Here is a 24,740-nt window from a genome sequence, read left to right on the forward strand (position 1 = left end):
CCTTTCTCAGAATTTCTTGTAGCGTTCGATATCGCTCACCCGCCCGTTGCGGAAGGTGATGGTGGTGGTATGCGGCTCGACGCCATCCGCGTACCAGGTCATGGACTTGCGGTCGCCGTAGGCAAAGCCATGCCGCGTGCGGTAACGGACCGAGCCGCCGTCGCTGACGTAGTCGGGCGGCCCGGTGAGCTCGAGCACCTCGGCCTCGCTCATGCCGGTGTCGAGCCGGATGAAGACGCTGAACGGAATCGGCGCCGCCAGCGCGGCGAGCGGCCCGCACCACAGCGCGAGCATGAGCGCGCGCACCAGCCTGTCCATGTTTACCTCCCGCCGCCCTGGGCGGCGTCATTCCAATGCGCCTTAGAAACGATAACTTTGGCGGCGGCGTTGCGCGGACCGCGTGCGAATCTATCGCAGAGATTCGCTCAGGGAGCACTTGCCGTACTACTTGTGCTGTCTGCGGCCCCGCTCACTTGCCTTCGCGTTCTCGTTCCTAATGCTTTTTGGAATCAGCGCACCTTCTTCACCACGTCGATCAGCTCGGTCACCACGCCGGTGGCGTCGCCGGCGCGCAGCGCCTGCGCCACGCAGCCCTTCATGTGGTTTTCCAACAGTTGCAGCGACACCGCGTCGAGCGCCGACTTCACCGCGGCGATCTGGGTCAGTACGTCGACACAGTAGCGGTCGCCGTCGATCATGCCGCTGATGCCGCGCACCTGCCCTTCGATCCGCGCCAGGCGCTTGAGCAAGGCGCTCTTGTTGGGCTGCACGACCAGCTTGTCGCTGCCTGGGGGTTCATGGTCACAGCACTGCTGCATGACGACTCCTTGGAGGGAAAGGCAATCCGGCATTGTGACGTATCCGGCGCCCCGGTCAAAGGGCGCCCCCTGTTATCAGTTTAGGCCGGCGGCCACTCAGGCGCGCACCAGCAACTGTCCCATCATGCCCTGGTCCTCGTGCTCCAGAATATGGCAGTGGAACATGCGCAGGCCGGGCAAATCCTGGCGGAAGCGCAGCCGCACGCTCTCGCCGGCGGCGACGTTGACCACGTCGTGCCAGGCCAGGAACGGCTCGTCACGCCACTGGCCGTCCTCGGTGCGCGCCAGCACCTGGAACTGCGTGCCGTGCAGGTGGAAGGGGTGGTCCATGTGGGCGTTGCCGACGATCTCCCACTCCTCCACCTGGCCCACCTTGCCTTCGAAATCGATGCGCGCCATGTCGTAGGTCTTGCCGTTGATCAGGAACATCGCCTTCGGATCGGCCATGTTCTCGGAGAACTCCACGCGCCGCTTCACGGCCGGCGCCGGCAGCGCCGGCACCTCGGCGAGACGGGCCGGCAACGGCGCACTGGTGCGGCGACCGTGACGGTTCAGCGTCATGAGCGGCAGCACCGTGTCTTGCTCCGGGTGCATCGCCTTGCCGCGCGCGTACGGCAGCGCCACCAGGCCGGGCGTCTGGCCGGCACCGAAACGCCCGGTCACCACCAGCTCGGCGCGCTCGCCCGGCGACAGCAGCAGGTGCTCGATGCGGCGCGGCGAAGCGATGGCCCCGCCGTCGGTGCCGACCAGGTGCACCTCGTGCGCCGGCAGCGCGATCTTCAGGATGCGCGCGCTGGTGGCGTTCCACAGGCGCCAGCGCTGGCGTTCCCCCTCGGCCAGCGCCAGGGTTGGCCGAAGCGCGCCGTTGACCAGCACGAACTGGCCTTCGCGACCGTCGTGATGGTCGGCCATCGAGTTGGCAGCGATGCTGCCGTCGCCATCCAGCTTGAGGTCGGACAGCACCAGCAACTGCTCGGGCAAGTGCGCCAGCGGGTCGTCGCGACGACGCACGATGAAGGTCCCGGCCAGCCCCATGTAGGCCTGCTGCCCGGTGTAGCCGTGCGGGTGCGGGTGGTACCAGTAGGTGCCGGCCGAGCCCTTGGGCAGGGTGAAACGGTAGTGGCGCGAAGCTCCCGGCGGCACCGGGTCGTGCGGGTTGCCGTCCTGCTCGGCCGGCACCGGCATGCCGTGCCAGTGGATGGTGGTGGGCTGGGCGAGCCGGTTGGTGAAGGCGATCTCGACCGTGTCCCCCTCGTAGGCCTCGATCAACGGCCCCGGCACGCTGCCGTTGTAGGCCCAGAACGTGGTCGGCTGGCGCCCCGGCAGCAGCGGCAGCTTGATCGGCGCGGCGACCAATTCGCCGCTCACGCCTCCGGCGCCGCCGCGATTGACGAGCCGCTGCAGCGGCGGCAGCGGCCGCCCTTCGGGCAGCGTGACGCCGCCGGCATCGCCTGCCATCGCGGCCATGTCATGGCCGGCATGCGCGCCATGGTCCATGCCCGGCATGGCGGGCGGGGTGGCGGCCCAGGCCTGGCGCACGATCAGCGGCAGGGCGGTCAGCCCCAGCGACAACTCCAGGAAACGACGACGGTGCATGCGGTTCTCCTTCTCGGTTCTCTCGAATCATATACCCCTACAGGGTATTTTGAAAGATACCGCGCCAACACAAAAAGTTCCGGGGGAGCGGCACGCCGCTCAACGTTGGCCGAAACGAAACACCCCCGCGCAAGGCGGGGGTGTCGAAGGCCGGGCGGGAGCAGGCTCAGGCCTTGGCCTCGCCCTTCAGCACGCGCTGGCGCCGGCTCTCGGACAGCACCATGCCGGACGACACCGAGACATTGAGGCTCTCGACGCTGCCGAACATCGGAATCGACACCAGCACGTCGCAATGCTCGCGCGTCAGGCGGCGCATGCCCTCGCCTTCCGAGCCCATCACCCAGGCCAGCGGGCCGGCGGCGTCGAAGTGGTAGAGGTCGGTGTCGGCCTCCATGGTGGTGCCGGCGATCCACACCCCGGCGTCCTTGAGGTCGCGCAGGGTGCGCGCCAGGTTGGTGACGGTGATGTAGGGCACCACTTCGGCGGCGCCGCAGGCCACCTTGGAGACGGTGGCGTTCAGGGTGGCGGAGCGGTCCTTGGGCGCGATCACCGCGTGCGCGCCCATGGCGTCGGCGACGCGCAGGCAGGCGCCGAGGTTGTGCGGGTCGGTGACGCCGTCGAGGATCAACAGCAGCGGCGGTTCGGACAGGTTTTCCAGCACGTCGTCCAGACTGACGTAGCTGCGGCTGGCGTCGATCATCGCCACCACGCCCTGGTGGCGCGCGTTGCCGCTCATGCTGTCCAGGCGCGCCTTGTCGACGATGTGCAGCTTGATGTTTTCCGCCGCGGCCTTGTCGAGCACCGCCTGGGCGCGGGCGTCCTGACGGCCGCCGGCGAGCCAGATCTCGAGCAGGCTCTTGGGGTTCTGCCACAGCCGGGCGTTGACGGCGTGGAAGCCGTGGATGAGGCGCTTGTTGCTCATGAGGGAAAAGCCTGAAAACGGAAATGGCGGCTATTGTACCGCCATCGCCGCGCCTCAGCGCACTATCGCGCCACGCTCGCGCGTCAGCGGCTGTGGGCTTCGCTGCTGCAGGAAGGCCGGCAGTTCCGCCGCCGGCAGCGGCCGGCTGAACAGATAGCCCTGCAGCAGCTGGCAGCCCTTGGCACAGAGAAAGGCCGCCTGCGCCTCGGTTTCCACCCCCTCGGCCACCACGCTGAACGACAGCTTGCGCGCCATCGCCAGGATCGCCTCGGCGATCGCCGCGTTGTCGCCGTCGCCCGGCAACCCCTCGATGAAGGAGCGGTCGATCTTGAGCGTGTCGAGCGGGAAGCGCTTGAGGTAGGACAGCGACGAGTAGCCGGTGCCGAAATCGTCGATCGACAGCCGCACCCCGAGCGCCTTGAGCTCGCCCAGCAGCGATACCGCCTCGCTCGGGTTCTGCATCACCATGCTCTCGGTCATTTCCAGTTCCAGCCGGCCGGCGGCGATGCCGGCCTCGGCCAGCGCGCCGGCCACCTGCATGATCAGCCCCTGCTGCTCGAACTGGCGCGCCGACAGGTTGATCGCCAGGCGCGGCACGTGCAGGCCCAGGCAATCCCACTCGGCCAGCTGGCGGCAGGCCTGGCGGATGACCCAGTCGCCGATCGGGCGGATCAGGCCGGTTTCCTCGGCCAACGGGATGAAGCGTACCGGCGACACCAGGCCCAGCTCGGGGTGGCGCCAGCGCAGCAGCACCTCGAGCGCCTCCAGGCGATACGTCGCCGCCGCCACGATGGGCTGGAAGTGGAGCTCGAATTCGCCGCGCTCGAGCGCCTGGCGCAGGCCGCGCTCCAACTGCAGCCGTTCGATCGCCTGGGCGTTCATCTCGGCAGCGAAGAACTGGTAGGTGTTCTTGCCGGCCTCCTTGGCACGGTACATCGCCACGTCGGCGTTCTTGAGCAGGGTGCGGGCGTCGCTGCCGTCGTGGGGGTAGACGCTGATGCCGAGGCTGCCGGTGACGATCAGCTCCTGCCCCTCCAGCCACAAGGGTTGCGCCAGCACCGCCAGGATGTCTTCGGCCAACGTCGACAAGGTGGCCTGCGAGGCGAAATGGCTGACCAGCAGCGTGAACTCGTCACCGCCGAGGCGGGCGATCTGGCCGCGCCCCCCCACCACCTGCTCCAGGCGGCTGGCGGTCTCGCGCAGCAGCTCGTCGCCGGTCTGGTGGCCGAAGGAGTCGTTGATCAGTTTGAAACGGTCGAGGTCGAGGAACATCACCGCCACTTGCTGCCCGGAACTGGCGATCTGCTGGATGCGGTCTTCCAGGCACGCGATCAGCCAGCTGCGGTTGGGCAGGCGCGTCAGCGGGTCGTGGTTGGCAAGGAATTGCAGCCGCTCCTCGGCCTGCTTGCGCACCGTGATGTCGGCGAACACGCCGACGTAGTTGGTGATCGCGCCGGCGTCGTCGCGCACCGCCGAGATCGACAGCTCGGCCGGGTACCACTCGTGCGAGCGGCGCCGGTCCAGCATCTCGCCCTGCCAGTGGCCGTGCCGCGCCAGCCCGTCCAGCATCGCCACGCTCCAGCTGGTATTGTCGCGGAAGATGCGCGACACGCGCCCGATGACCAGCTCCGGCGGATAGCCGGTGATGCGGGTGAAGGCCTGGTTCACCGCGATGATGCGGTAATCGGCCCCGGTGATCAGGATGCCCTCGGCGGCGTTCTCGAACACCTTGCTGGCGAGCTTCTGGTTGGCGTCGGCCTGCACCCGGTCGGAAATGTCGACCACCACGCCGATGATGGCCGACCGGCCGCGATACTCGAACAGCCGGCTGTGGATTTCCACGTCCAGCAACTGGCCGTCCTTTCGCACCAGCCGCGCCGAGAAATGCATGATGGAGATGTTCTCGCTCAGGCGCTGGGTGATCTGCTGGCGCAGCCGCTGTCGCTCCTCGTGCGCCAGCACCGTCTCGATCCGCTCCCCCTGCAACTCCTCGCCCGGGTAGCCCAGCATCTCCGCCAGCTTGTCGTTGACGTAGGCCAGGCACTCGTCCTGAAGGATGTAGATACCGACCAGCGACTGCTCGATCAGGGCGTGATAACGGTTTTCCGCCTCCTGCTTGGCCTGCCGCTCGCGCTTGTTCTGGGTAATGTCGGTGGCGATACAGCCGATGCCGGCCGGCAGGCCGTCGGCGTCGAACAGCGGAAACTTGGTCACCAGGAAATCGCCGGGCAAGCCATCCAGCGTCAGCGTCTGCTCGTACTGGCGCGACTCCAGCGCGCTCAGCACCTGACGGTCCTGCTCGGCCGTCGCCCGCGCCTCCTCCGGCGGCAGGAAATCGGCGCTCTTCTTGCCGATCAGCTCGGCCGGGGCCTTGCCCAGCGCCCGCGAGTAGGCGCGGTTGACCAGCAGGTAACGCCCCTCCAGGTCCTTCAGCGACATCACGTTGGGGCTGTTCCGCAGCCAGGCTTCAAAACGCGCCAGCGAGTCCTGCAGCTGACGGATGCGGCGCGCCGCCGCTTCCGACTGCGTCGCCACCAGCTGTGCCGACAACACCAGCGCCAGGTTCAGCACGATGCCGTTGGCCGGCAGGGGGACGGGCTGGAACGACGGCCCGTCGAGAAACGTCGCCAACACCAGGATCAGCAGCCCCAGCAGTGTCGCGCCGCCGATGCCGGCGCGGCAGGCCGCCCACAACAGGCAGGGGTAGAGCAAGAGGTGGATGGGCACCAAGGACACGTGGCCGGCAACGAACACGGCGACCCACAGCGCCAGCGTCACCAGCGCGATGAGCAGCAACTCGAGGTAGCGGCGCCGGCTGTATTCGACCCCGGCGAACGCGGCCGGCACGCACAGCACCAGCGCCAGGGCCAGCGCACCGCATTGCAGCAGCGCCTGCACCAGCGGCACCCCGACCCCGGAAAATGCCTGCACACCCCACAGCAACAGCGCCGCCGCCGCGGCCGGCGCCAGCAGCAGCGACGACAGCAGCCGCAACAGCGACGAGAGCGAGTTCAGGGTCAGCCGGGCGTGGTGGATGCCGGCGAGCCGGGCGGCCCCGGCCACCAGATAGAGCGACAGCGCCAGCCCGCCGGCCCACAGCGGCCCGGCCCACTGGCTCGCCAGCCCCCAGGCCAGCAGCGGCCACAACCAGACGGAACGGGCGGGATGCCGCACCGCCCACAGCAGGAACAGGCCGTGCGGAATGAAACTGGCCGGCCCCGGCGCGGAGGTGGCGGCGTGCGGCCACAGAAGCAGCGAGGGAAGAAATACCAGCAGCGCCAGGCAGGAAGCCAGCCACTCCTTTCTGTTCACCATAAATCCTTTGTCGCGAGCCGCCGTCCCGGCGGGCCCTGGGTTCTGTTGTTATCGTCGTGTCGTCCGCGCATGGCGCCCGGCTGTACGGGATGACAGGCTGGTATAATACCGCGAGTCCCCTTCTTGTGAAGTCGTATGTTGACCACACCTCCCCCGCTGCCGCCGGCCGGCCAGAAGACCCGACTCGCCCCCCTGCCCGAGGGCCTGGACGCCGCCCTGTTCGCCCGTCTCGCCGGCCAGGGCCGGCTGGTCCTGGTACTGGCGGCCGACGCCCAGAGCGCGCAACGGCTGAAGGCGGAAATCCCGTTTTTCGCCCCGGACTGCCGCGTGGCGCTGCTGCCGGACTGGGAAACCCTGCCCTACGACCACTTCTCGCCGCACGCCGATCTGGTCAGCGAGCGGCTGGCCACGCTGTGGCAGATCCGCCAGCGCGAATGCGACGTGGTGATCGCGCCGGTCTCCACCGCGATGACGCGGCTGGCCCCGGTGGGCTACCTGCTGGGACGCACCTTCTTCCTCAAGGCCAAGACCCGGCTCGATGCCGACCAGCTGCGCGCCGACCTGGTTACTGCCGGCTACGCCCACGTCACCCAGGTCATGGCGCCGGGCGAGTTCTCGATCCGCGGCGGGCTGATCGACCTGTTCCCGATGGGCTCGGCGCTGCCCTACCGCATCGACCTGTTCGACGACGAGATCGACTCCCTGCGCACCTTCGACCCGGACAGCCAGCGCACGCTGTACCCGGTGCCGGAGATCCGCCTGCTGCCGGCGCGCGAGTACCCCAGCGACGAAGCCGGCATCACCGCCTTCCGCCAGCACTACCGCGAGCGCATGGAGGGGGACCCGTCCAAGAGCCGCATCTACCGCGACGTCAGCGCCGGGATGTCGCCGGCCGGTATCGAGTACTTCCTGCCGCTGTTCTTCGACACCACCGCGACGCTGTTCGACTACCTCGGCGAGGACGCGCTGGTGGTGACCCACCGCGACGTGGCGGGGGCGGCCGACACCTTCTGGCGCGAGGTCCAGGAGCGCCACCAGATGGCGCGCGGCGACACCGAGCGCCCGGTGCTGGCGCCGGCCGAGATCGTGCTGCGCCCGGACGAACTCATGGCCGCGCTCAAGCCCTATCCGCGCTTCGAATGTCCGGCCGAGCCCGCCCCGTCCGGCCTGCCGCCGCTGGCGGTGGAGCGCCGCACCGACAACCCCTTGCAGAAGCTGGCCGACTTCCTGGCGGGCCACCCCGGCCGCGTGCTGCTCTCCGCCGAGAGCCTGGGGCGGCGCGAGACCATGTACCAGTTCCTCAGCGAGAACGGCATCAAGCCGGTGCCAGTCGACAACTGGGCGGAATTTGCCGGCGGCACGATGAAGCTGGCGCTCACCGTGGCGCCGCTGTTCAGCGGCTTCGCCGTGGCCGAATCGCAGCTCGCCATTGTCACCGAGAGCGAACTCTATCAGCACGTGGCGCGCAGCCACACGCGCCGGGCGCGCGCCCGTGCCGGCTCCGACGCCATGCTGCGCGACCTGGCCGAGGTCAAGGTCGGTGACCCGGTGGTGCACGAGCAGCACGGCATCGGACGCTACCTCGGCCTGGTGTCGATGGACCTGGGCGAAGGCGAGACCGAGCTGATGCAGCTGGAGTACGCCGACGGCGCCAAGCTCTACGTGCCGGTGAGCCAGCTGCAGCTGATCAGCCGCTACGCCGGCGGCGCCACCGAGCAGCTGACGCTGCACCGCCTGGGCAGCCCGGCCTGGGACAAGGCCAAGAAGAAGGCCGCCGAGAAGGCGCGCGATACTGCGGCGGAACTCCTGAACCTGTACGCCCAGCGCGCCGCGCGCGAGGGGCATGCCTTTTCGCTCAACCACCACGACTACGACGCCTTCGCCGCCGGCTTCGGCTTCGAGGAGACGCCGGACCAGGCCAGCGCCATCGAGGCGGTGATCGCCGACATGTGCTCGGGCAAGCCGATGGACCGCCTGGTGTGCGGCGACGTCGGCTTCGGCAAGACCGAGGTGGCGTTGCGCGCCGCCTTCGTCGCGGTGCTGGGCGGCAAGCAGGTGGCGGTGCTGGTGCCGACCACGCTGCTGGCCGAACAGCACTTCCAGAACTTCTCCGACCGCTTCGCCGACTGGCCAGTGAAAATCGCCGAGCTGTCGCGCTTCAGGAGCGCCAAGGAAAGCAAGGCGGCGCTCGCAGGGTTGGCCGAAGGCACGGTGGACATCGTCATCGGCACCCACAAGCTGGTGCAGCCGGACGTGCAGTTCAAGAACCTGGGCCTCGTCATCATCGACGAGGAGCACCGCTTCGGCGTGCGCCAGAAGGAACAGCTCAAGCGCCTGCGCGCCAACGTCGACGTTCTGACGCTGACCGCGACGCCGATCCCGCGCACGCTGTCGATGGCGCTGGAAGGGCTGCGCGACTTCTCCGCCATCACCACCGCGCCGTCGCGCCGGCTGGCGGTGAAGACCTTCATCTCTCCGCTCGCCAACGGCGTGATCCGCGAGGCGGTGCTGCGCGAGCTGAAGCGCGGCGGCCAGGTGTTCTTCCTGCACAACGAGGTCGACACCATCCAGAACATGCAGGAGAAACTGGCCGAACTGCTGCCCGAGGCGCGCATCGGCGTGGCGCACGGCCAGCTGCGCGAGCGCGAGCTGGAGCAGGTGATGCGCGACTTCCTGCAGCAGCGCTTCAATTTGCTGTTGTGCTCGACCATCATCGAAACCGGCATCGACATCCCCAACGCCAACACCATCCTGATCAACCGCGCCGACAAGTTCGGCCTGGCGCAGCTGCACCAGCTCAGGGGCCGCGTCGGCCGCTCGCACCACCAGGCCTACGCCTACCTGCTGACGCCGGACGGCATGACGCGCGACGCACAGAAGCGGCTGGAGGCGATCCAGCTGTCCGAGGAACTGGGCGCCGGCTTCTACCTGGCGATGCACGACCTGGAAATCCGCGGCGCCGGCGAGGTGCTGGGCGAGGGCCAGTCGGGCGAGATGCAGGAAGTCGGCTTCGCACTGTTCACCGAAATGTTGAAACAAGCGGTGCGCGACCTGAAAAAAGGCAAGACGCCGGACCTCGACGCGCCCTTGGGCGTCACCACCGAGATCAACCTGCACAGCCCGGCGCTGCTGCCCGACGCCTACTGCCCGGACGTGCACGAGCGGCTGGTGCTGTACAAGCGGCTCGCCAGCTGCGAGAGCGAAGCCGACATCGACGCCATCCACGAGGAACTGATCGACCGTTTCGGCCTACCGCCGCAGACCGTCAAGACCCTGGTCGACAGCCACCGCCTGCGCCTGGCGGCGCGCCGGCTCGGGGTGCAGAAGCTCGACGCCAGCGAGGCGGGCATCCAGCTCACCTTCGTCAAGAACCCGCCGCTCGACCCGATGAAGATCATCCAGCTGATCCAGAGCAGGAAGAACTACAAGCTGGCCGGCCAGGACAAGCTGCGCGTCGAGGTCAAGGTCGACGACGTGGGCTTGCGCGTGGTGCGGGTGAAGGAACTACTGAAGGAACTGCAGTAGCCCGCGCAAAAGGTTGGCCGAAAGCCGAGCGCAGAATCAAAAAAGCCGTGCCCCCCTGGGGGCACGGCTTTTTCGTGGAAAACGCGCAGGGCTTGGGAACCTGTTCAGGGTCTGTCGCGAGCGGCCTTCAGCGGGGTGAAGAGCAGCGCAGAAACCGGAATGGACATGAGTCCATGAGGATTTCCGATCGCTGAGCGAATGCAAGATTCGCACGCAGGGCACATGAACCCCGATCAGGGACGCGCAGCAAGACCATGAGCAGGTTCTTACACCGCTTCCAGCGCCAACAGCTCCGCCATGGTCTGGCGGCGGCGGATCAGGCGTACCGCATCGCCGTCGATCAGCACCTCCGGCAACAGCGGGCGGCTGTTGTAGTTGGAGGACATCGACGCGCCGTAAGCGCCGGTGTCGTGGAACAGCAGGTAATCGCCCACCTGGCACGGCGGCAGATCGCGCGTCACCACCACGCCGCCGTCTTCCTGGGTGAACACGTCACCCGATTCGCACAGCGGCCCGGCCACCACGGTCGGCAGCAGCGCGTCGCCCGCCGGCTGCGGGCGGCCTTGGGCGACCAGCGAGATGCCGTGGTAGCTGCCGTACATCGACGGCCGCATCAGGTCGTTGAAGCCGGCGTCCACCAGCACGAAGTGACGGCTGCCCATATCCTTGACCGCGCGCACCTCGGCCAGCAGGGTGCCGGACTCGGCCACCAGGAAGCGGCCCGGCTCGATCTCGAGGCGTACCGGATGGCCCAGCCTGGCCTCGATCTCCTTGCGCGCCGCGTCCCACAGCCCGAAGTAGTGCGCGGTGTCGATGCGCGCCTCGCCGTCGCGGTAGGGAATCGACAGCCCTCCGCCGGCCGAGATCGCCTCGAGGTCGTGGCCCATGCCGGCGACCAGTTCCACCATGGCGCCGCACACCTGCTGCAGGTGGCCGTAGTCCACACCGGAACCGATGTGCATGTGCAGGCCGACCAGGGTGAGGCCATGTTCACGGATCACCTGCAGCGCGTCCGGCAGCTGTTCGTGCCAGATGCCGTGCTTGCTGTTTTCGCCGCCGGTATTGGTCTTGTTGCTGTGGCCGTGGCCGAAACCCGGGTTGATGCGCAGCCAGACGCGATGGCCCGGCGATGCTGTGCCGAGCTGGCGCAGCATGTCGATGGAACCGGCGTTGACCGGGATCTGCTCCTCGACCACGCGCGCCAACGTGGCCTGGTCGAGCAGGTCGGCGGTCAGCACGATGCCGGATGGCTCGTCGCCGCGGCCAGAGAAGCCGGCGGCCAGGGCGCGCTCGATCTCGCCCAGCGACACCGCGTCCACCACCACGCCCTGCTCGCGCATCAGGCGCAGGATATGGATGTTGGAGCAGGCCTTCTGCGCGAAGCGGATCACGTCGAAGGCGCGCAGCTGGGCGACGCGCTCGCGGATCACCGCGGCGTCGTAGAGCCATACCGGGGTGCCGTACTGGCGGGCGACGGCATTGAGCAGCTCGGGATTGCGGATAGTCATTCGAAAAAGCTCCTGGGCCACGGTGCAGCGCGGCGCGGTCAGTGAAGAAGCGGCATGGGGTGCCGGAACATACCCGTCATCATGCCCGAGCGGTGCCATTTCATAAAATATCGTTTTTCACCCTATCCATTCATGTACGATATGGATTGATTCCCTACCGCCACGCCACACCATGTCCCTCAGCCTGCGCCACATCGAAATCTTCTGGGCCGTGATGACCTCCGGCAGCGTCACCGGCGCCGCCGACCTGTTGCACACCTCGCAACCCACCGTCAGCCGCGAGCTGGCGCGGCTGGAAACGCTGACCGGCCTGACCCTGTTCGACCGCGTGCGTGGCCGGCTGCAACCCACGGCGCAGGCACTGATGCTGTTCGAGGAAGTGCAGCGCTCCTACTTCGGGCTGGAGCGCATCCGCAACACCGCCGCCTCGATCCGCCAGTTCCAGCAGGGCCAGCTCTCCATCGCCTGCCTGCCGGCGTTCTCGCAATCGCTGCTGCCCGAGGTGTGCCGGCGCTTCCTCGCGGTCTACCCCGAGGTCAGCCTCTCCATCGTGCCGCAGGAGTCGCCGCTGCTGGAGGAATGGCTGTCGGCACAGCGCCACGACCTGGGCCTGACCGAGCACGGCACCGCCCCGGCCGGCACCCGCATCGCCCCGCTGATGCGTGCCGACGAGGTGTGCGTACTGCCGGACGGCCATCCCCTGCTGGCCAGGACGGCGCTCGCCCCGGCCGACCTGGCGGGCCAGAACTTCATCAGTCTCTCCGCCACCGACCCCTACCGCCAGCAGCTCGACAGCCTGTTCGGCCAGGCCGGCATCGAGCGCCGCCTGGTGGTGGAGACGCACAGTGCAGCCTCGGTGTGCGCCATGGTGCGCGCCGGGCTCGGCGTGGCCGTGGTCAACCCGCTCACCGCGCTCGACTACGCCGGACATGGCCTCGCCATGCGCCGCTTCACGGTGTCGATTCCGTTCACCGTCAGCGTGGTACGCCCGGAGCACCGCCCCTCCTCGCAGTTGGCCGAACACTTCATCGAAGCGCTGCAACAGCAGGCGGCGGAACTCACCGAGCGCCTCGCCGCCGCCCTGGCGCGGGCATAAAAAAGCCCGGCCTGGGCCGGGCACGTCGCCGGGAGACCCGGATCTACGACGGCTGCGCCGCGCCGAGCTGGAAGAAGCGGCCGCTATTGACGAGATCGCGGATGCGCGCCGGATCGGTCTCGCCGTTGATGTTGGTGATCACCAGCTTGCCGTAGCCCTGGCGCAGATCGTTGCGGAAGTCATAGAAGGCGCCGATCACCGATAGCTTGCCCGACTCCACCTCTCCCGCGAACTTCAGCAACGCGGCGTCCACTTGGTTGTTGACGTTGAGCAGCACGCCGTCGGTGACGTCGATGCCCTTGGGAATGTTGATGGTGGCGAGTTCCTTGGCGATGGCCGGCTCGATGCCGGAATAGTCGCCGGAGGCCGCCTTCACCGCACCACACACGGCATGGCCGACGATCAGCAGCAGCGGCGTGTGCAGATGGCGCACGCCGTACTCCACCGATCCCTCGGCGGTGGCGAGCTGGTTGCCGATGTCGCGCACCATGAACAGGTCGTTGACGGCGTCGGCGGCGAAGCCGGCGGTCTGCACCCGCGAATCGGAGCAGGTAATCACCGTGGCGCGCGGCGTCTGCTTGTCGGCAAAGCGCTCGAAGTAGCCCGGCGCGTGCGTCTGCATGTAGCGCAGGTTGGCGTTGACAATGGCGTCGACCGCGCCCTTCACCTGGGCCAGCTCGGAACCGTGGCCATGTTCGTCGGCGTGGACGGATGTCGGCGCGGCCTGGGGAGCGATGGAGGGCGATTCGGTGGCCTGGGCCGTGCCAATCAGCAGCGCCAGGCCGCCAGCCAGCAGGCGGGCCGTCAGCGAAACGGTTCGAGTCATGAAGCGGGTTTCCTTGTTCAGCGTTTTGTCATGCCGAACTGTAGCGACCCGCCGCGTCGCGAATCAAGCCTGCGTGGTTTGGGCGCTCGCCCCCGGCTTGCGCTGGCTGATCAGCACCCCGCCGAACACCAGCAGGCAGGCGAGCTGCTGCTGAGCCGACAGCGTCTCCCCCAGGATGATCCAGGCCAGCAGCACCGTGAACACCGGGATCAGGTTGACGAAGGCCCCCGCCATCACCACCGGCACGCGGCTCACCGACCAGGTATAGAGCCCGTAGGCGCCAAGCGTGATCCCCGCCCCCAGGTACAGCACCCACAGGCTCGGCCACAGCGGCAAGGTCTGCGGCAGCGTCACCCACGGCGTGAACAGCAGCGCGCCGAACCACAGCATGCCGAGCACGGTCTGCGCCGCGGTGATCACCAGCGCCGAGTAGCGTACCGACAGCTTCTTGGCGATCAGGATATAACCGGTGGCGCACACCATCGCCAGGAACTCCAGCGCGTTGCCGAGCAGGGGGTTCGGTGCGTCGGCGCTCTGCTCGCCGGTCAGCGTCAGCCACAACACACCGGCGAACGATACCGCAATGCCCAACCAGACCGTACGCCCCAGCCGTTCCTTGAGAAACAGCAAAGCGCCAAGCGAGGTCAACAGCGGCAGCGTGGCGGTGATCACCCCAGCCTGCGAGGCACTGGTATACACCAGCGCGCGCGCCTCCAGCAGGAAGTACAGGCAGGGTTCGGCCAGCGCCAGCGCGGCAAGCCATTTCCAGTCGCCTTGCTGATAACGCCGTCGTACGCCGGGACGCAGCATCAGCGGCAGCAGGCAAAGCGTGGCGATCACCATGCGGGCAAACAGCACCACCATCGGGTCGAATACCGAAAACACGTATTTCAGCGCGATGAACGAGCTTGCCCACAACAACATGGCGAGCGACAGGGCCAGGTACGGCAGCATGACGGTCCTTGAAGAATGACAAAAGCGGCCACCAGGCTGAGGTGGCCGAGTTGAATAGACAAGTGTATTGTCGCAAAGACGGCTGGCGATTGTCGAACGTAGACGGCATACCCGCGGCCCTGTCGCGGACGACGGCGGCAAGCGCCGCTCGAGCAGGGCACACCGGCGCTGCCTGCCGGAAGGCCGCAGCGAAACCGGTGCCACAGAAGAAATCGGTCGCTGGCCGGCCCTGATCGCACAGGGAACAGCCCGGAACAGGATGCCCTCACTGTTCAGAAAGTAGCCATGCACAAAGCATAGACTGCCGTTAAACTAGTAAAAATAGCGGTAACAGCAACACATTGTTCTGACATGAAAACAACCTCGCACATCCCCTCCCCGGACGCCCTGCTCGCCTTCGATGCCCTGGCGCGCCTCGGCAGCTTCACCGCGGCGGCCGAGGCCATCGGCTGCGCCAAGAGCCGGATCAGCCAACTGGTAAAGGATCTGGAGCACGATCTGGGGACGGTGCTAGTGCTGCGCAACACCCGCCGCGTGGCGCTGACCGAGGCCGGGCGCCGCCTGGCCTGCCACGCCGCGCAGCTACGCAGCATGCTCGACAAGGTGCGGCCGGACATCGAGGAAGCCCAGGGCGCCATCGGCGGTCCACTGCGCGTGAGCTCGACCATGTCGTTCGCGCAGTACCTGCTGGCGCCGCTCTTGGGCGAGCTGGCCGAGCTCCACCCCGCGCTGGAAATGGAGCTGGTGGCCGAGAACCGGCTGCAGGACCCGGTGGAGGCCGGCCTCGACTTCTGCCTGCGCACCCGGGCGGTGCACGACGACCGGCTGGTGGCCAAGTCGATCGGTTTCGTCTATGAGGAGCTGTACGCCGCGCCGGCCTACCTGGCGCGGGCCGGCATGCCCCAGACGCCGGAAGATCTGCTCAAGCACCAGCTGCTGCACAACAGCTACAACGAAACCGGCCTCGACTGGCGCCTGGAAAAGGACGGCCAGTTCGTTTCGCTCGCCATCCGGCCGACGCTGCTGTGCGACCAGTACGCCGTAATCGCCAACGCCGCCTGTGCCGGTGTGGGCATCGGCCTGTTGCCGCAGTACGTAGTCAGCCCGCAGCTCGCGCGCGGCGAGCTCTGCCCCGTGCTGCCCGGCTGGCGCACCTCCGGCTGGCCGGTGTTCCTGGTCTATCCCTACCGCCATCCGATGCCGAAGAAATACGAAGCCTTCCTGCAGAGGGTGGTGCCGCGCCTGCGCGCCTTCCTGGGCGAGGACGGAGCCCATCCCTAGCGGCGATGTTATCCACCACACCGGCCTGACCAATGGCCTGCCTCAAGGCGAAAAAAGCAGGCCTTGGTGAAGCTAAGGCCAGACCTGACAGCGCCACAGAGGGCAGTTTGTGCGCCCAAGCTTCAGTCCTCGACGCGGAACCCGACCTTGATCGTGACCTGCCAGTGGGCGATGGCACCGTCGACGACATGGCCACGCGTCTCCAGCACCTCGAACCAGTCGATATGCTTGAGCGTGGCGCCAGCCTTGGCGATGGCGGTGCGAATGGCATCATCGCAGCCCTCGGAGGAGGAACCGACCAGTTCCACCATCTTGTAGACATGCTTGCTCATGTTGTTCTCCCTAGGTGATACGAAAGATCCCGTCCTGGCGGGTACAACTTCAGCATAGTGCCCGGCACGGCAACTGCCCGACGAATCGCCCCCCTCCTCCAGACCGTCGACGGCAGCGCACGGCAATAAAAAAGCCGCCCCGGTCAGGGGGCGGCTTTGAAGCCAGCGTAATGATCGCCGCTCAGCGCTTGTGAGCGATCAGGCGTTCAGTTCCTTGGCCAGGTAAATCCAGGTTTCGACCACGGTGTCCGGGTTCAGCGAGATGGTCTCGATGCCCTCTTCCACCAGCCACTTGGCGAAGTCCGGATGATCGGACGGGCCTTGGCCACAGATGCCGACGTACTTGTTCAGCTTGCGGCAAGCCTGGATCGCCATGTGCAGCATGGCCTTCACGGCGTCGTTGCGCTCGTCGAAGGTCGAGGCGATCGGGCCGCCGGAGTCGCGGTCCACGCCCAGGGTGAGCTGGGTCATGTCGTTGGAGCCGATGGAGAAACCGTCGAAGTGCTCCAGGAAGCGCTCGGCCAGTACCGCGTTGGTCGGCAGTTCGCACATCATGATCAGGCGCAGGCCGTTGTCGCCACGCTTCAGGCCGTTGGCGGCCAGGATCTCGATCACTTTTTCGGCTTCGGCCAGGGTGCGCACGAACGGGATCATCACTTCCACGTTGGTGAGGCCCATCACGTCGCGTACTTTCTTGATGGCGCGGCATTCCAGCTCGAAGCAGTCGCGGAACGATTCGGCCACATAGCGCGCGGCGCCACGGAAGCCCAGCATCGGGTTTTCTTCGTGCGGCTCGTACATCTGGCCGCCGATCAGGTTGGCGTACTCGTTCGACTTGAAGTCGGACATGCGCACGATGACCTTTTTCGGGTAGAACGCGGCCGCCAGCGTCGACACGCCTTCGGCGATCTTGTCGACGTAGAAGTCGACCGGGCTCTTGTAACCGGCGATGCGGTCGGTGATGGTGGCTTGCAGCTCGGCCGGCAGCGTGTCGAACTCGAGCAGCGCTTTCGGGTGGATGCCGATCTGACGGTTGATCACGAACTCCATGCGCGCCAGGCCAACACCTTCGTTCGGCAGCTGCGCGAAGTCGAAGGCCAGTTCCGGGTTGCCGACGTTCATCATGATCTTGACCGGGGATTCCGGCATCTTGTCCAGTTCGAGGTCGATGATCTCGACTTCGAGCAGACCATCATAGATGTTGCCGGTGTCGCCTTCGGCGCAGGACACGGTCACCTGCATGCCGTCACGCAGCACGTCGGTGGCATCGCCACAGCCGACCACGGCCGGAATGCCCAGTTCGCGCGCGATGATCGCGGCGTGGCAGGTACGGCCACCACGGTTGGTCACGATGGCGGCGGCACGCTTCATCACCGGTTCCCAATCCGGGTCGGTCATGTCGGTCACCAGCACGTCGCCGGCCTTGACGGTGTCCATCTCGGACGCGTCCTTGATCAGGCGCACGGTGCCCTGGCCGATCTTCTGGCCGATGGCGCGGCCTTCGCACAGCACGGTGGACTTGGTCTTCAGGCGGAAGCGGCGCAGGGTGTCCTTGCGGTCTTCCTGCGACTTCACGGTTTCCGGACGAGCCTGCAGGATGTACAGCTTGCCGTCGGTGCCGTCACGGCCCCACTCGATATCCATCGGGCGGCCGTAGTGCTTCTCGATGATCAGCGCGTACTGGGCCAGCTCTTCCACTTCGGCGTCGCTGATGGAGAACTGCTTGCACAGCGCCGGTTCGACGTTGACGGTCTTGACCGAACGGCCGGCTTGCGAGGCGTCGGTGAACTCCATCTTGATCAGCTTGGAGCCCAGCGTCTTGCGCAGGATGGCCGGGCGGCCAGCCTTCAGGGTCGGCTTGTGAACGTAGAATTCGTCCGGGTTCACGGCGCCTTGCACCACGGTCTCGCCGAGGCCGTAGGAAGCGGTGATGAAGACCACGTCTTCGAAACCGGATTCGGTATCGATGGTGAACATCACGCCGGCGGCGCCGGAGTCGGAACGCACCATGCGCTGCACGCCGGCCGACAGAGCCACTACGTCATGGGCGAAGCCCTTGTGCACGCGGTAGGAGATGGCGCGGTCGTTGTACAGGGAAGCGAAGACGTGCTTCATGGCTTCCTTGACGTTGTCCAGGCCACGGATGTTCAGGAAGGTTTCCTGTTGACCGGCGAACGAGGCGTCCGGCAGGTCTTCCGCGGTGGCGGAGGAGCGCACGGCTACCGAGATGTCGGCACCGCCGGAATCGGCCACCATCTTGTCCCAAGCTTCCTTGATGTCGGCATCAAGCTTGGCAGGGAACGGGGTATCGATAATCCACTGGCGGATTTCCTTGCCGACGCGGGCCAGTTCGGTCACGTCGTCGATATCCAGCTTGGCCAGCGCGGCGCTGATGCGCTCGGCCAGGCCATTGTGCTGCAGGAAATCACGATAGGCATCCGCCGTCGTGGCGAAACCGCCGGGTACACGGACACCCGAGTTAGCCAGCTGACTGATCATTTCGCCCAGGGAGGCATTCTTGCCACCTACCTGTTCAACGTCGGTCATGCGCAGCTTCTCGAACCAGATGACGTAGTTCTCTGCCATCACTTCACTTCCTGTATTGGATTGGAGACGATAGAAAGCCGCATTCTAGCCGATTAACGCCCGGCTTGCGTAGCGTCTTTTGCATTGCACAAGGTAAGGATTTGCCCTTAATCAAGGACTTCCATCCCGCCGTTCTGGCACCATCGCCCCCGCCCGGCGGGAAAAAGCCTTTTGTCATGTAGTGTTAACACTACTGTAAAGCCAAACGGGGCGGGAGATTAGCCCCCTTGCCGCCGGGCTGCGCGGTGAGAACGCTGACGGCGGCGGCCGGACGGGTATAATCGCCCCACGACTCTCCGCCATTTTTTTCGACAGGTGCATTCATGCCACACCTCCGCTCCGCCATTTTCGTTTCCGACCGCACCGGCATCACCGCCGAGGCCCTGGGCAACACCTTGCTGACGCAGTTTGACACCATCGAATTCAAGCGCGAGACCATCCCCTTCGTCGACACGGTGGAAAAGGCACAGGAAGTGGCCGAGATGATCCGCCAGCGTACCGCCGACGATCACCAGAAGCCGGTGGTGTTCACCAGCATCGTCAACGCCGAGGTGCGCCAGGCGCTGCGCGTCGACCATGCGCTGGTGATCGACTTCTTCGAGGCCTTCATCGGCGAACTGGAGGCGGAACTGCACCAGAAGGCCACGCTCTCGGTGGGCAAAGCGCACGGCATGATGAACGAGTCGCAGTACGATCACCGTATCGAGGCGGTGAACTACTCGCTCAACCACGATGACGGGGTGAAACTGAAGGATCTGCACGAAGCCGACGTGATCCTGGTCGGCGTGTCGCGCTCGGGCAAGACCCCGACCTGCCTGTATCTCGCGCTGCAATACGGCATCAAGGCGGCCAACTACCCGTTGACCCCGGAAGACCTGGGCAGCCCGACACTGCCCAAGATGCTGCTGCCGTTCCGCCAGAAGATCTTCGGCCTGACCATCGACCCGGCGCGCCTGCACCACATCCGCTCAGAGCGGCGCCCCGACTCCAAGTACGCCAGCATCGAGAACTGCCGCTCCGAGGTGAACGAGGCGGAATCGATGTTCCGTCACCACGCCATCCCGTTCATCAGCACCACGCACAAGTCGATCGAGGAGATCGCCTCGACCATCATGCACAAGGCCACCCTGACGCGGCGGTTCTAGAGTCTACCCACTAGGCGGCTGCGCCTTCGCATCTCGAATGCCGGCGGGACTGCGTGCCAATCCATTGCTGAACCAATCGAAGATTGGCACGCAGCGATTTGCTCAGCGCTGCGGAATCCTCATGTACTTCAGGTAGATTCCGGTTCCAGCACCCCATCGACATTCAACCTGCTTTGGCCCGCTCACCGACTGAAAAGGCCCTTGATACATCCGACTTGACTCCGCCGCCGAGTGCATGGTTTGATGAAAAACATGAATACCTCGTTCGCAATCGCTTTCTCGTTTGGTTGGTGGCGCCTGTCCTAGGCGGCACCGCGGTTGCGTACACCCGAAAACCCCGGAGCTGCCAGCAGGCGCTCCGGGGTTTTCGTTTCCCACCCCTCCTTGCTGGCAGTCTCCCTGAACCCTAGTGGAGCACAGCATGAATCTCGACAGCATCAGCCCGAACGACGTCATCCTCACCGGCGACCGTACTACCGGCCCGTTGCACCTGGGTCATTACGTCGGCTCGCTGCGTAACCGCGTCCTGCTGCAGGAGCATTGCACCCAGTTCCTGCTGCTGGCCGACGCCCAGGCGCTGACCGACAACATGGGCAACTACCTCAAGGTGCGCGACAACGTGCTGCAGGTGGCACTCGACTACCTCGCCGTCGGCATCGACCCCGCCAAGAGCACCATCTTCATCCAGAGCCTGGTGCCGGAACTGTCCGAACTGGCGTCCTACTACCTCAACCTGGTGACGGTGGCACGGCTGGAGCGCAACCCGACCATCAAGGACGAGATCAAGCAGCGCGGCTTCGAGCGCGACATCCCGGCCGGCTTCCTGACCTACCCGGCGGCGCAGGCCGCCGACATCACCGCCTTCAAGGCCACCATCGTGCCGGTGGGCGCCGACCAGGTGCCGATGATCGAACAGACCAACGAGATCGTGCGCCGCTTCAACGCCAGCGTCGGCCAGGAGCTGCTGGTGGAGACGCGCGCCGTGGTGCCGGAGCACGGCGCACGGCTGCCGGGCATCGACGGCAAGGCGAAGATGTCGAAGTCGCTCGGCAACGCGCTGGCACTGTCGGCCAGCCCGGACGAGATCCGCCAGGCGGTGAAGATGATGTACACCGACCCCAATCACCTGCGCGTGGACGACCCGGGCCAGGTGAAGGGCAACGTGGTGTTCAGCTACCTCGACGCCTTCGACGACGACGCCGCGGCCGTGGCCGAGCTGAAGGCGCACTACCGTCGCGGCGGGCTGGGCGACACGGCGATCAAGGCGCGGCTGGAAGACAAGCTGCAGGCGCTGCTGGAGCCGATCCGCCGGCGCCGCGAGGAATACGCGCGCGATCCGGCGGCGGTGCTCGCCCTGCTGAAGGAAGGCACCGGCAAGGCGCGCGAGGTGGCGGCCGTGACCCTCGCCGAGGTCAAGGGGGCGATGGGATTGAATTACTACTGATTCGGGACACCCGCACAATCAATAACTGAGGAAAGGAAACCTCCATGATCCGCATCGCTCTGGTCGGCGATTTCGACGCCACCGTCCCGGCCCATCAGGCCATCCCCCCTGCCCTGCAGCTGGCTGCAGAGGCGCTGGACAGGAAGGTCGAGGCGACGTGGCTGGGCACGGAGGGTATTCACAGCCTAGGCGACTTGCACGGTTTCCACGGTATCTGGTGCGTGCCCGCCAGCCCCTACCGCAGCATGGACGGGGCGCTGCGGGCCATTCGCCATGCGCGGGAGAATGGCGTGCCCTTCCTCGGCACCTGCGGCGGGTTCCAGCATGCAGTGATCGAGTACGCACGCCATGTACTTGGCTGGCACGACGCCGAGCACGCCGAGACGGCGCCGGAGGCGGAACGCGCGGTCATCGCCCCGCTCGCCTGCGCGCTGGTGGAAACGCGGGCCGTGGTGCGCTTCGTGCCCGGGACACGCTTGTCCGAGGCTTACGGCGAGCCCTCCAGCATCGAAGGCTACCGCTGCCGCTTCGGCCTGAATCCGCACTTTGCCAAAGAACTGATGCGCGGCCCGCTGCGCCTGGCCGCGCGCGATGAGGATGGCGAGGTGCGGGCAGTGGAACTGGACGGCCATCCATTCTTCGTCGCCACGCTGTTCCAGCCGGAACGCGCCGCGCTTCAAGGCCACTGCCCGCCTCTGGCCAAGGCTTTCGTACAGGCCGCTACAGGCCAACGTTGAAGAGAGACACCATGGATTTCATCTACCAATGCCAGAACCTGGACGAGGTGCGCGCGCAAATCGACCGCATCGACCAGGCGCTGGTGGCGTTGATCGCCGAGCGCGGACTGTACGTGCAGCAGGCGGCGGGCTTCAAGCACAGCACGGCCGAGGTCGAGGGCGGCAAGCGTGTCGATCAGGTGATACGCCGCGTGACGCGGCTGGCGGGCGAGCTGGGCGCCGACCCGGAACTCACCGCGGCGGTGTACCGCACCCTGATCGGGCACTTCGTCGCGAGCGAGATGCAGCTGTACCAGGCGCGACAGACGCCGCAATGAGGGCCCCAAACGCTTCGGCCAACCGGGAAGGTTGGCCGAAGCGTTTCAGGGCAGAGGATCAAGCCAGCGGCACGCTGACCTTCAGTCCGTCGTAGCCCACTTCCACCCCCGGCGGGCACTCCGCCGACAGCGCGTGGTATTCGAGGCCGTGCGTCATGTGGATCAGGATGGTGCGGCGGGCGCCGATGCGCTCGGCCCAGCGCAGCGAGTCGGCCACGCACAAGTGCGAGGGGTACGGCTCGCGTCGCAGGCAGTCGAGGAACAGCACCTCGAGCCCCTGCAGCTTCTCCAGGCTGTGCTCGGGGATGTCGGACAGGTCGGTGAGCCAGGCCACGTCGCCGATGCGCCAGCCCAGGCAGGGCCAACTGCCGTGCATCAGCGGGATCGGCGTCACCGTCACGCCGCCGAACCCGAACGGGCCACCCACCTCCTCGGTCAGCAGCACCGGTTTGTCCCAGGCCTTGGATGGCGCGTGCAGCGCGTAGTCGAAGCGGGAACGAACGTTGGCCAGCGTGAAGCTGTTGCCGAACAGCGTGATTGCCCCTTTTTTGACGTAGCAGAAGGCGCGCAGATCGTCGATGCCGTTGAGGTGGTCGGCGTGCGGGTGGGTATAGAGCACCGCGTCGACCCGGGTGATGCCCTCGCGCAGCGCCTGGTGACGCAAGTCCGGCCCGGTGTCGATCAGGAAGGCGGTGTCGCCGACACGCAGGTAGGCGCTGGCGCGGCTGCGCCGGTTCCTCGGGTCAGGCGAGGTGCAGGTGGGGCAATCACAGCCGATGGCCGGGGTTCCGGAGCTGGACCCGCAGCCGAGGACGGTCAGTTCGACACTCGACACGACTACTCGCTTTCATTCCAGTACCACCTAGAAACGACAACAGCGGCGGCGGCGTTCTTTTGCCTGCGCCTCAGCTTTGTTGAACCCCGTCCTGCCGGGCTGCGTTGTCTCGTTTCGACGGTTTCCTGGAATCACTCGTCAAAGGGTTGGCCGAAGGCCGGGGCCGCTCAGGCACCGGGTCACGGCCGCGGAATCTTGGCGAACAGGCGGAAGAAGTTGTCGGTGGTGGCTTGGGCCACCGCCTCGAAGCTCAGCCCGCGCAGTTCGGCGATATGTTCTGCGACATGCTTCACGTACGCCGGTTCATTGGTCTTGCCGCGAAACGGCACCGGCGCGAGGTAGGGCGAATCGGTTTCCACCAGCAAGCGGTCGAGCGGCACCTTCTGCGCCACCTCCTTCACCTGCAGCGCGTTCTTGAAGGTGACGATGCCGGACAGCGAGATGTAGAAGCCCAGGTCGAGCGCCTGCTGCGCCACCTCCCAGCTCTCGGTGAAGCAGTGCATCACCCCGCCCGCCTCGCCGGCGTTCTCCTCGCGCATCAGCTGCACGGTATCGGCGGCCGATTCGCGGGTGTGGATCACCAGCGGCAGGCCGACGCGGCGCGCGGCGCGGATGTGGGTGCGGAAGCGCTCGTGCTGCCAGGTAAGGTCGCCCTGGCACCAGTGGTAGTCGAGCCCGGTCTCGCCGATGCCGACCACCTTGGGGTGGGCGGCGTGCGCGACCAGTTCGTCCTCGCTGTACTCCTCGGCGTCCGGGTCGTCCGGGTGCACGCCGACGGTGGCGTACAGGTTGTCGTGCGCCTCGGCCAGCGCCAGCACCTCGGGGTATTTCGGGCGGCTGACGCCGATCACCAGGGCGTGGCTGACGCCGTTGTGGCGCATGTTCGCCAGCACTTCGGGCAGGCGCGCGGCGAGGTCGGGAAAATTGATGTGGCAGTGCGAATCGACAAGCATGGTTGCATCCTGCGCGCCCGCCCGGCGGGCGCTTATGTTCTCTCGGCGGCATGGGCCGCTTCGAACCTGTTCACGATCAGTCGCGAGCGGCCTTCAGCGGGGTGAAGAGCAGCGCATGAGCCCCGATCAGGGACGCGCAGCAAGATCGGGAACAGGTTCTTACATGGTATGGGTGGGACGGGTGGAGTTGAGCACACCGCCCAGCAAGGCCTCGATCTTGCTACGCGCCTGGCGCCCCTCGTCGCTGCCGGCGAACTCGACGCCGACGCCTTGGGCCAGGCTGTTGTTGGCGCCGGCCGGGGTGATCCACACCACCTTGCCTTGCACCGCCACCTTCTGCGGGTCGTCCATCAGCGTCAGCAGCAGGAACACCTCCTCGCCCAACGCCAGCGCCTTGCCGGTGGGGATGAAGATGCCGCCGTTGCGCAGGAAGGGCATGTAGGCGGCGTAGAGCGCGCCGCGCTCCTTGATGTGCAGCGACATGACGCCGGGGCGGTTGCCGTCCGGGCGAGTAACGACGTTCTCTTTCTCCAGTTCCATGCGCCGGGCT

At 66.6% G+C, this 24,740-nt stretch carries 20 protein-coding genes; 7 read left to right on the forward strand and 13 right to left on the reverse strand.

All coding sequences use genetic code 11. The features are described 5' to 3' along the window. Positions 1 to 6: 6 nt before the first annotated feature. The 5 genes from FURADRAFT_RS06395 to FURADRAFT_RS06415 form a co-directional block, all read right to left on the reverse strand. Positions 7 to 318 (reverse strand): hypothetical protein, encoded by a 312-nt coding sequence (locus FURADRAFT_RS06395; RefSeq protein WP_008953316.1) that lies wholly within the window; start codon positions 316 to 318, stop codon positions 7 to 9. Between the two features lie 191 nt (positions 319 to 509). Next, entirely contained in the window at positions 510 to 818 is a 309-nt protein-coding gene (locus FURADRAFT_RS06400) for a metal-sensitive transcriptional regulator (RefSeq protein ID WP_008953317.1), read from the reverse strand. Positions 819 to 914: 96 nt separating this feature from the next. Next, on the reverse strand, positions 915 to 2,414 hold the full coding sequence (locus FURADRAFT_RS06405) for a multicopper oxidase family protein (RefSeq protein ID WP_008953318.1): 1,500 nt from the start codon (positions 2,412 to 2,414) through the stop codon (positions 915 to 917). Between the two features lie 166 nt (positions 2,415 to 2,580). Continuing rightward, positions 2,581 to 3,336 carry a 23S rRNA (guanosine(2251)-2'-O)-methyltransferase RlmB gene (gene rlmB, locus FURADRAFT_RS06410; RefSeq protein ID WP_008953319.1) on the reverse strand — a complete coding sequence of 252 codons (756 nt, stop codon included), beginning with the start codon at positions 3,334 to 3,336 and terminating at the stop codon, positions 2,581 to 2,583. Positions 3,337 to 3,390: 54 nt separating this feature from the next. Beyond that, positions 3,391 to 6,651 carry a sensor domain-containing protein gene (locus FURADRAFT_RS06415; protein WP_008953320.1) on the reverse strand — a complete coding sequence of 1,087 codons (3,261 nt, stop codon included), beginning with the start codon at positions 6,649 to 6,651 and terminating at the stop codon, positions 3,391 to 3,393. A gap of 135 nt (positions 6,652 to 6,786) precedes the next feature. On the opposite strand from FURADRAFT_RS06415, the gene mfd reads away from it, so the two are divergent. Continuing rightward, positions 6,787 to 10,176, forward strand: a complete 3,390-nt coding sequence (gene mfd, locus FURADRAFT_RS06420) for a transcription-repair coupling factor (RefSeq protein ID WP_008953321.1) — start codon at positions 6,787 to 6,789, stop codon at positions 10,174 to 10,176. Positions 10,177 to 10,442: 266 nt separating this feature from the next. Here the strand turns inward: mfd and lysA are convergent, their stop codons facing one another. Then, the gene (gene lysA / locus FURADRAFT_RS06425) at positions 10,443 to 11,684 is read right to left on the reverse strand and encodes a diaminopimelate decarboxylase (RefSeq protein WP_008953322.1); all 1,242 of its coding nucleotides are present in this window, start codon (positions 11,682 to 11,684) and stop codon (positions 10,443 to 10,445) included. Positions 11,685 to 11,856: 172 nt separating this feature from the next. Between lysA and FURADRAFT_RS06430 the strand changes: the two genes are divergently transcribed. Beyond that, entirely contained in the window at positions 11,857 to 12,780 is a 924-nt protein-coding gene (locus FURADRAFT_RS06430; protein ID WP_008953323.1) for a LysR family transcriptional regulator, read from the forward strand. A gap of 43 nt (positions 12,781 to 12,823) precedes the next feature. Here FURADRAFT_RS06430 and FURADRAFT_RS06435 read toward each other — a convergent pair whose 3' ends face one another. Continuing rightward, complete coding sequence (locus FURADRAFT_RS06435; protein ID WP_008953324.1) at positions 12,824 to 13,606, reverse strand: carbonic anhydrase; 783 nt, start codon at positions 13,604 to 13,606, stop codon at positions 12,824 to 12,826. A 63-nt stretch (positions 13,607 to 13,669) separates the two neighbouring features. Next, on the reverse strand, positions 13,670 to 14,560 hold the full coding sequence (locus tag FURADRAFT_RS06440; protein ID WP_008953325.1) for a DMT family transporter: 891 nt from the start codon (positions 14,558 to 14,560) through the stop codon (positions 13,670 to 13,672). Between the two features lie 351 nt (positions 14,561 to 14,911). Here FURADRAFT_RS06440 and FURADRAFT_RS06445 point away from each other — a divergent pair, with 351 nt between their 5' ends. Then, on the forward strand, positions 14,912 to 15,841 hold the full coding sequence (locus FURADRAFT_RS06445) for a LysR family transcriptional regulator (RefSeq protein WP_008953326.1): 930 nt from the start codon (positions 14,912 to 14,914) through the stop codon (positions 15,839 to 15,841). A gap of 122 nt (positions 15,842 to 15,963) precedes the next feature. Here FURADRAFT_RS06445 and FURADRAFT_RS06450 read toward each other — a convergent pair whose 3' ends face one another. Both FURADRAFT_RS06450 and ppsA read right to left on the reverse strand, forming a co-directional pair. Then, positions 15,964 to 16,173 (reverse strand): dodecin, encoded by a 210-nt coding sequence (locus FURADRAFT_RS06450; protein ID WP_008953327.1) that lies wholly within the window; start codon positions 16,171 to 16,173, stop codon positions 15,964 to 15,966. Between the two features lie 198 nt (positions 16,174 to 16,371). Next, positions 16,372 to 18,759: a phosphoenolpyruvate synthase gene (gene ppsA, locus FURADRAFT_RS06455; RefSeq protein WP_008953328.1), complete on the reverse strand. Its 2,388-nt coding sequence runs from the start codon at positions 18,757 to 18,759 to the stop codon at positions 16,372 to 16,374. 323 nt (positions 18,760 to 19,082) lie between these two features. Here ppsA and ppsR point away from each other — a divergent pair, with 323 nt between their 5' ends. The 4 genes from ppsR to FURADRAFT_RS06475 all read left to right on the forward strand — a co-directional run bounded on the left by ppsR (position 19,083) and on the right by FURADRAFT_RS06475 (position 22,402). Continuing rightward, positions 19,083 to 19,904 (forward strand): posphoenolpyruvate synthetase regulatory kinase/phosphorylase PpsR, encoded by an 822-nt coding sequence (gene ppsR / locus FURADRAFT_RS06460; protein WP_008953329.1) that lies wholly within the window; start codon positions 19,083 to 19,085, stop codon positions 19,902 to 19,904. A 421-nt stretch (positions 19,905 to 20,325) separates the two neighbouring features. Next, on the forward strand, positions 20,326 to 21,348 hold the full coding sequence (gene trpS / locus FURADRAFT_RS06465; protein WP_008953330.1) for a tryptophan--tRNA ligase: 1,023 nt from the start codon (positions 20,326 to 20,328) through the stop codon (positions 21,346 to 21,348). A gap of 44 nt (positions 21,349 to 21,392) precedes the next feature. Then, complete coding sequence (locus FURADRAFT_RS06470; RefSeq protein ID WP_008953331.1) at positions 21,393 to 22,085, forward strand: CTP synthase C-terminal region-related (seleno)protein; 693 nt, start codon at positions 21,393 to 21,395, stop codon at positions 22,083 to 22,085. A gap of 11 nt (positions 22,086 to 22,096) precedes the next feature. Beyond that, entirely contained in the window at positions 22,097 to 22,402 is a 306-nt protein-coding gene (locus FURADRAFT_RS06475) for a chorismate mutase (RefSeq protein ID WP_008953332.1), read from the forward strand. Positions 22,403 to 22,460: 58 nt separating this feature from the next. On the opposite strand, the gene FURADRAFT_RS06480 is transcribed toward FURADRAFT_RS06475, so the two are convergent. The 3 genes from FURADRAFT_RS06480 to FURADRAFT_RS06490 form a co-directional block, all read right to left on the reverse strand. Continuing rightward, positions 22,461 to 23,237 carry an MBL fold metallo-hydrolase gene (locus FURADRAFT_RS06480; RefSeq protein ID WP_008953333.1) on the reverse strand — a complete coding sequence of 259 codons (777 nt, stop codon included), beginning with the start codon at positions 23,235 to 23,237 and terminating at the stop codon, positions 22,461 to 22,463. A 179-nt stretch (positions 23,238 to 23,416) separates the two neighbouring features. Further along, positions 23,417 to 24,190 (reverse strand): TatD family hydrolase, encoded by a 774-nt coding sequence (locus tag FURADRAFT_RS06485; protein WP_008953334.1) that lies wholly within the window; start codon positions 24,188 to 24,190, stop codon positions 23,417 to 23,419. 159 nt (positions 24,191 to 24,349) lie between these two features. Then, entirely contained in the window at positions 24,350 to 24,730 is a 381-nt protein-coding gene (locus tag FURADRAFT_RS06490) for a PilZ domain-containing protein (RefSeq protein ID WP_008953335.1), read from the reverse strand. Positions 24,731 to 24,740 lie beyond the last annotated feature (10 nt).

The organism is Pseudogulbenkiania ferrooxidans 2002, assembly GCF_000174355.1.
Lineage (GTDB): Bacteria > Pseudomonadota > Gammaproteobacteria > Burkholderiales > Chromobacteriaceae > Pseudogulbenkiania > Pseudogulbenkiania ferrooxidans.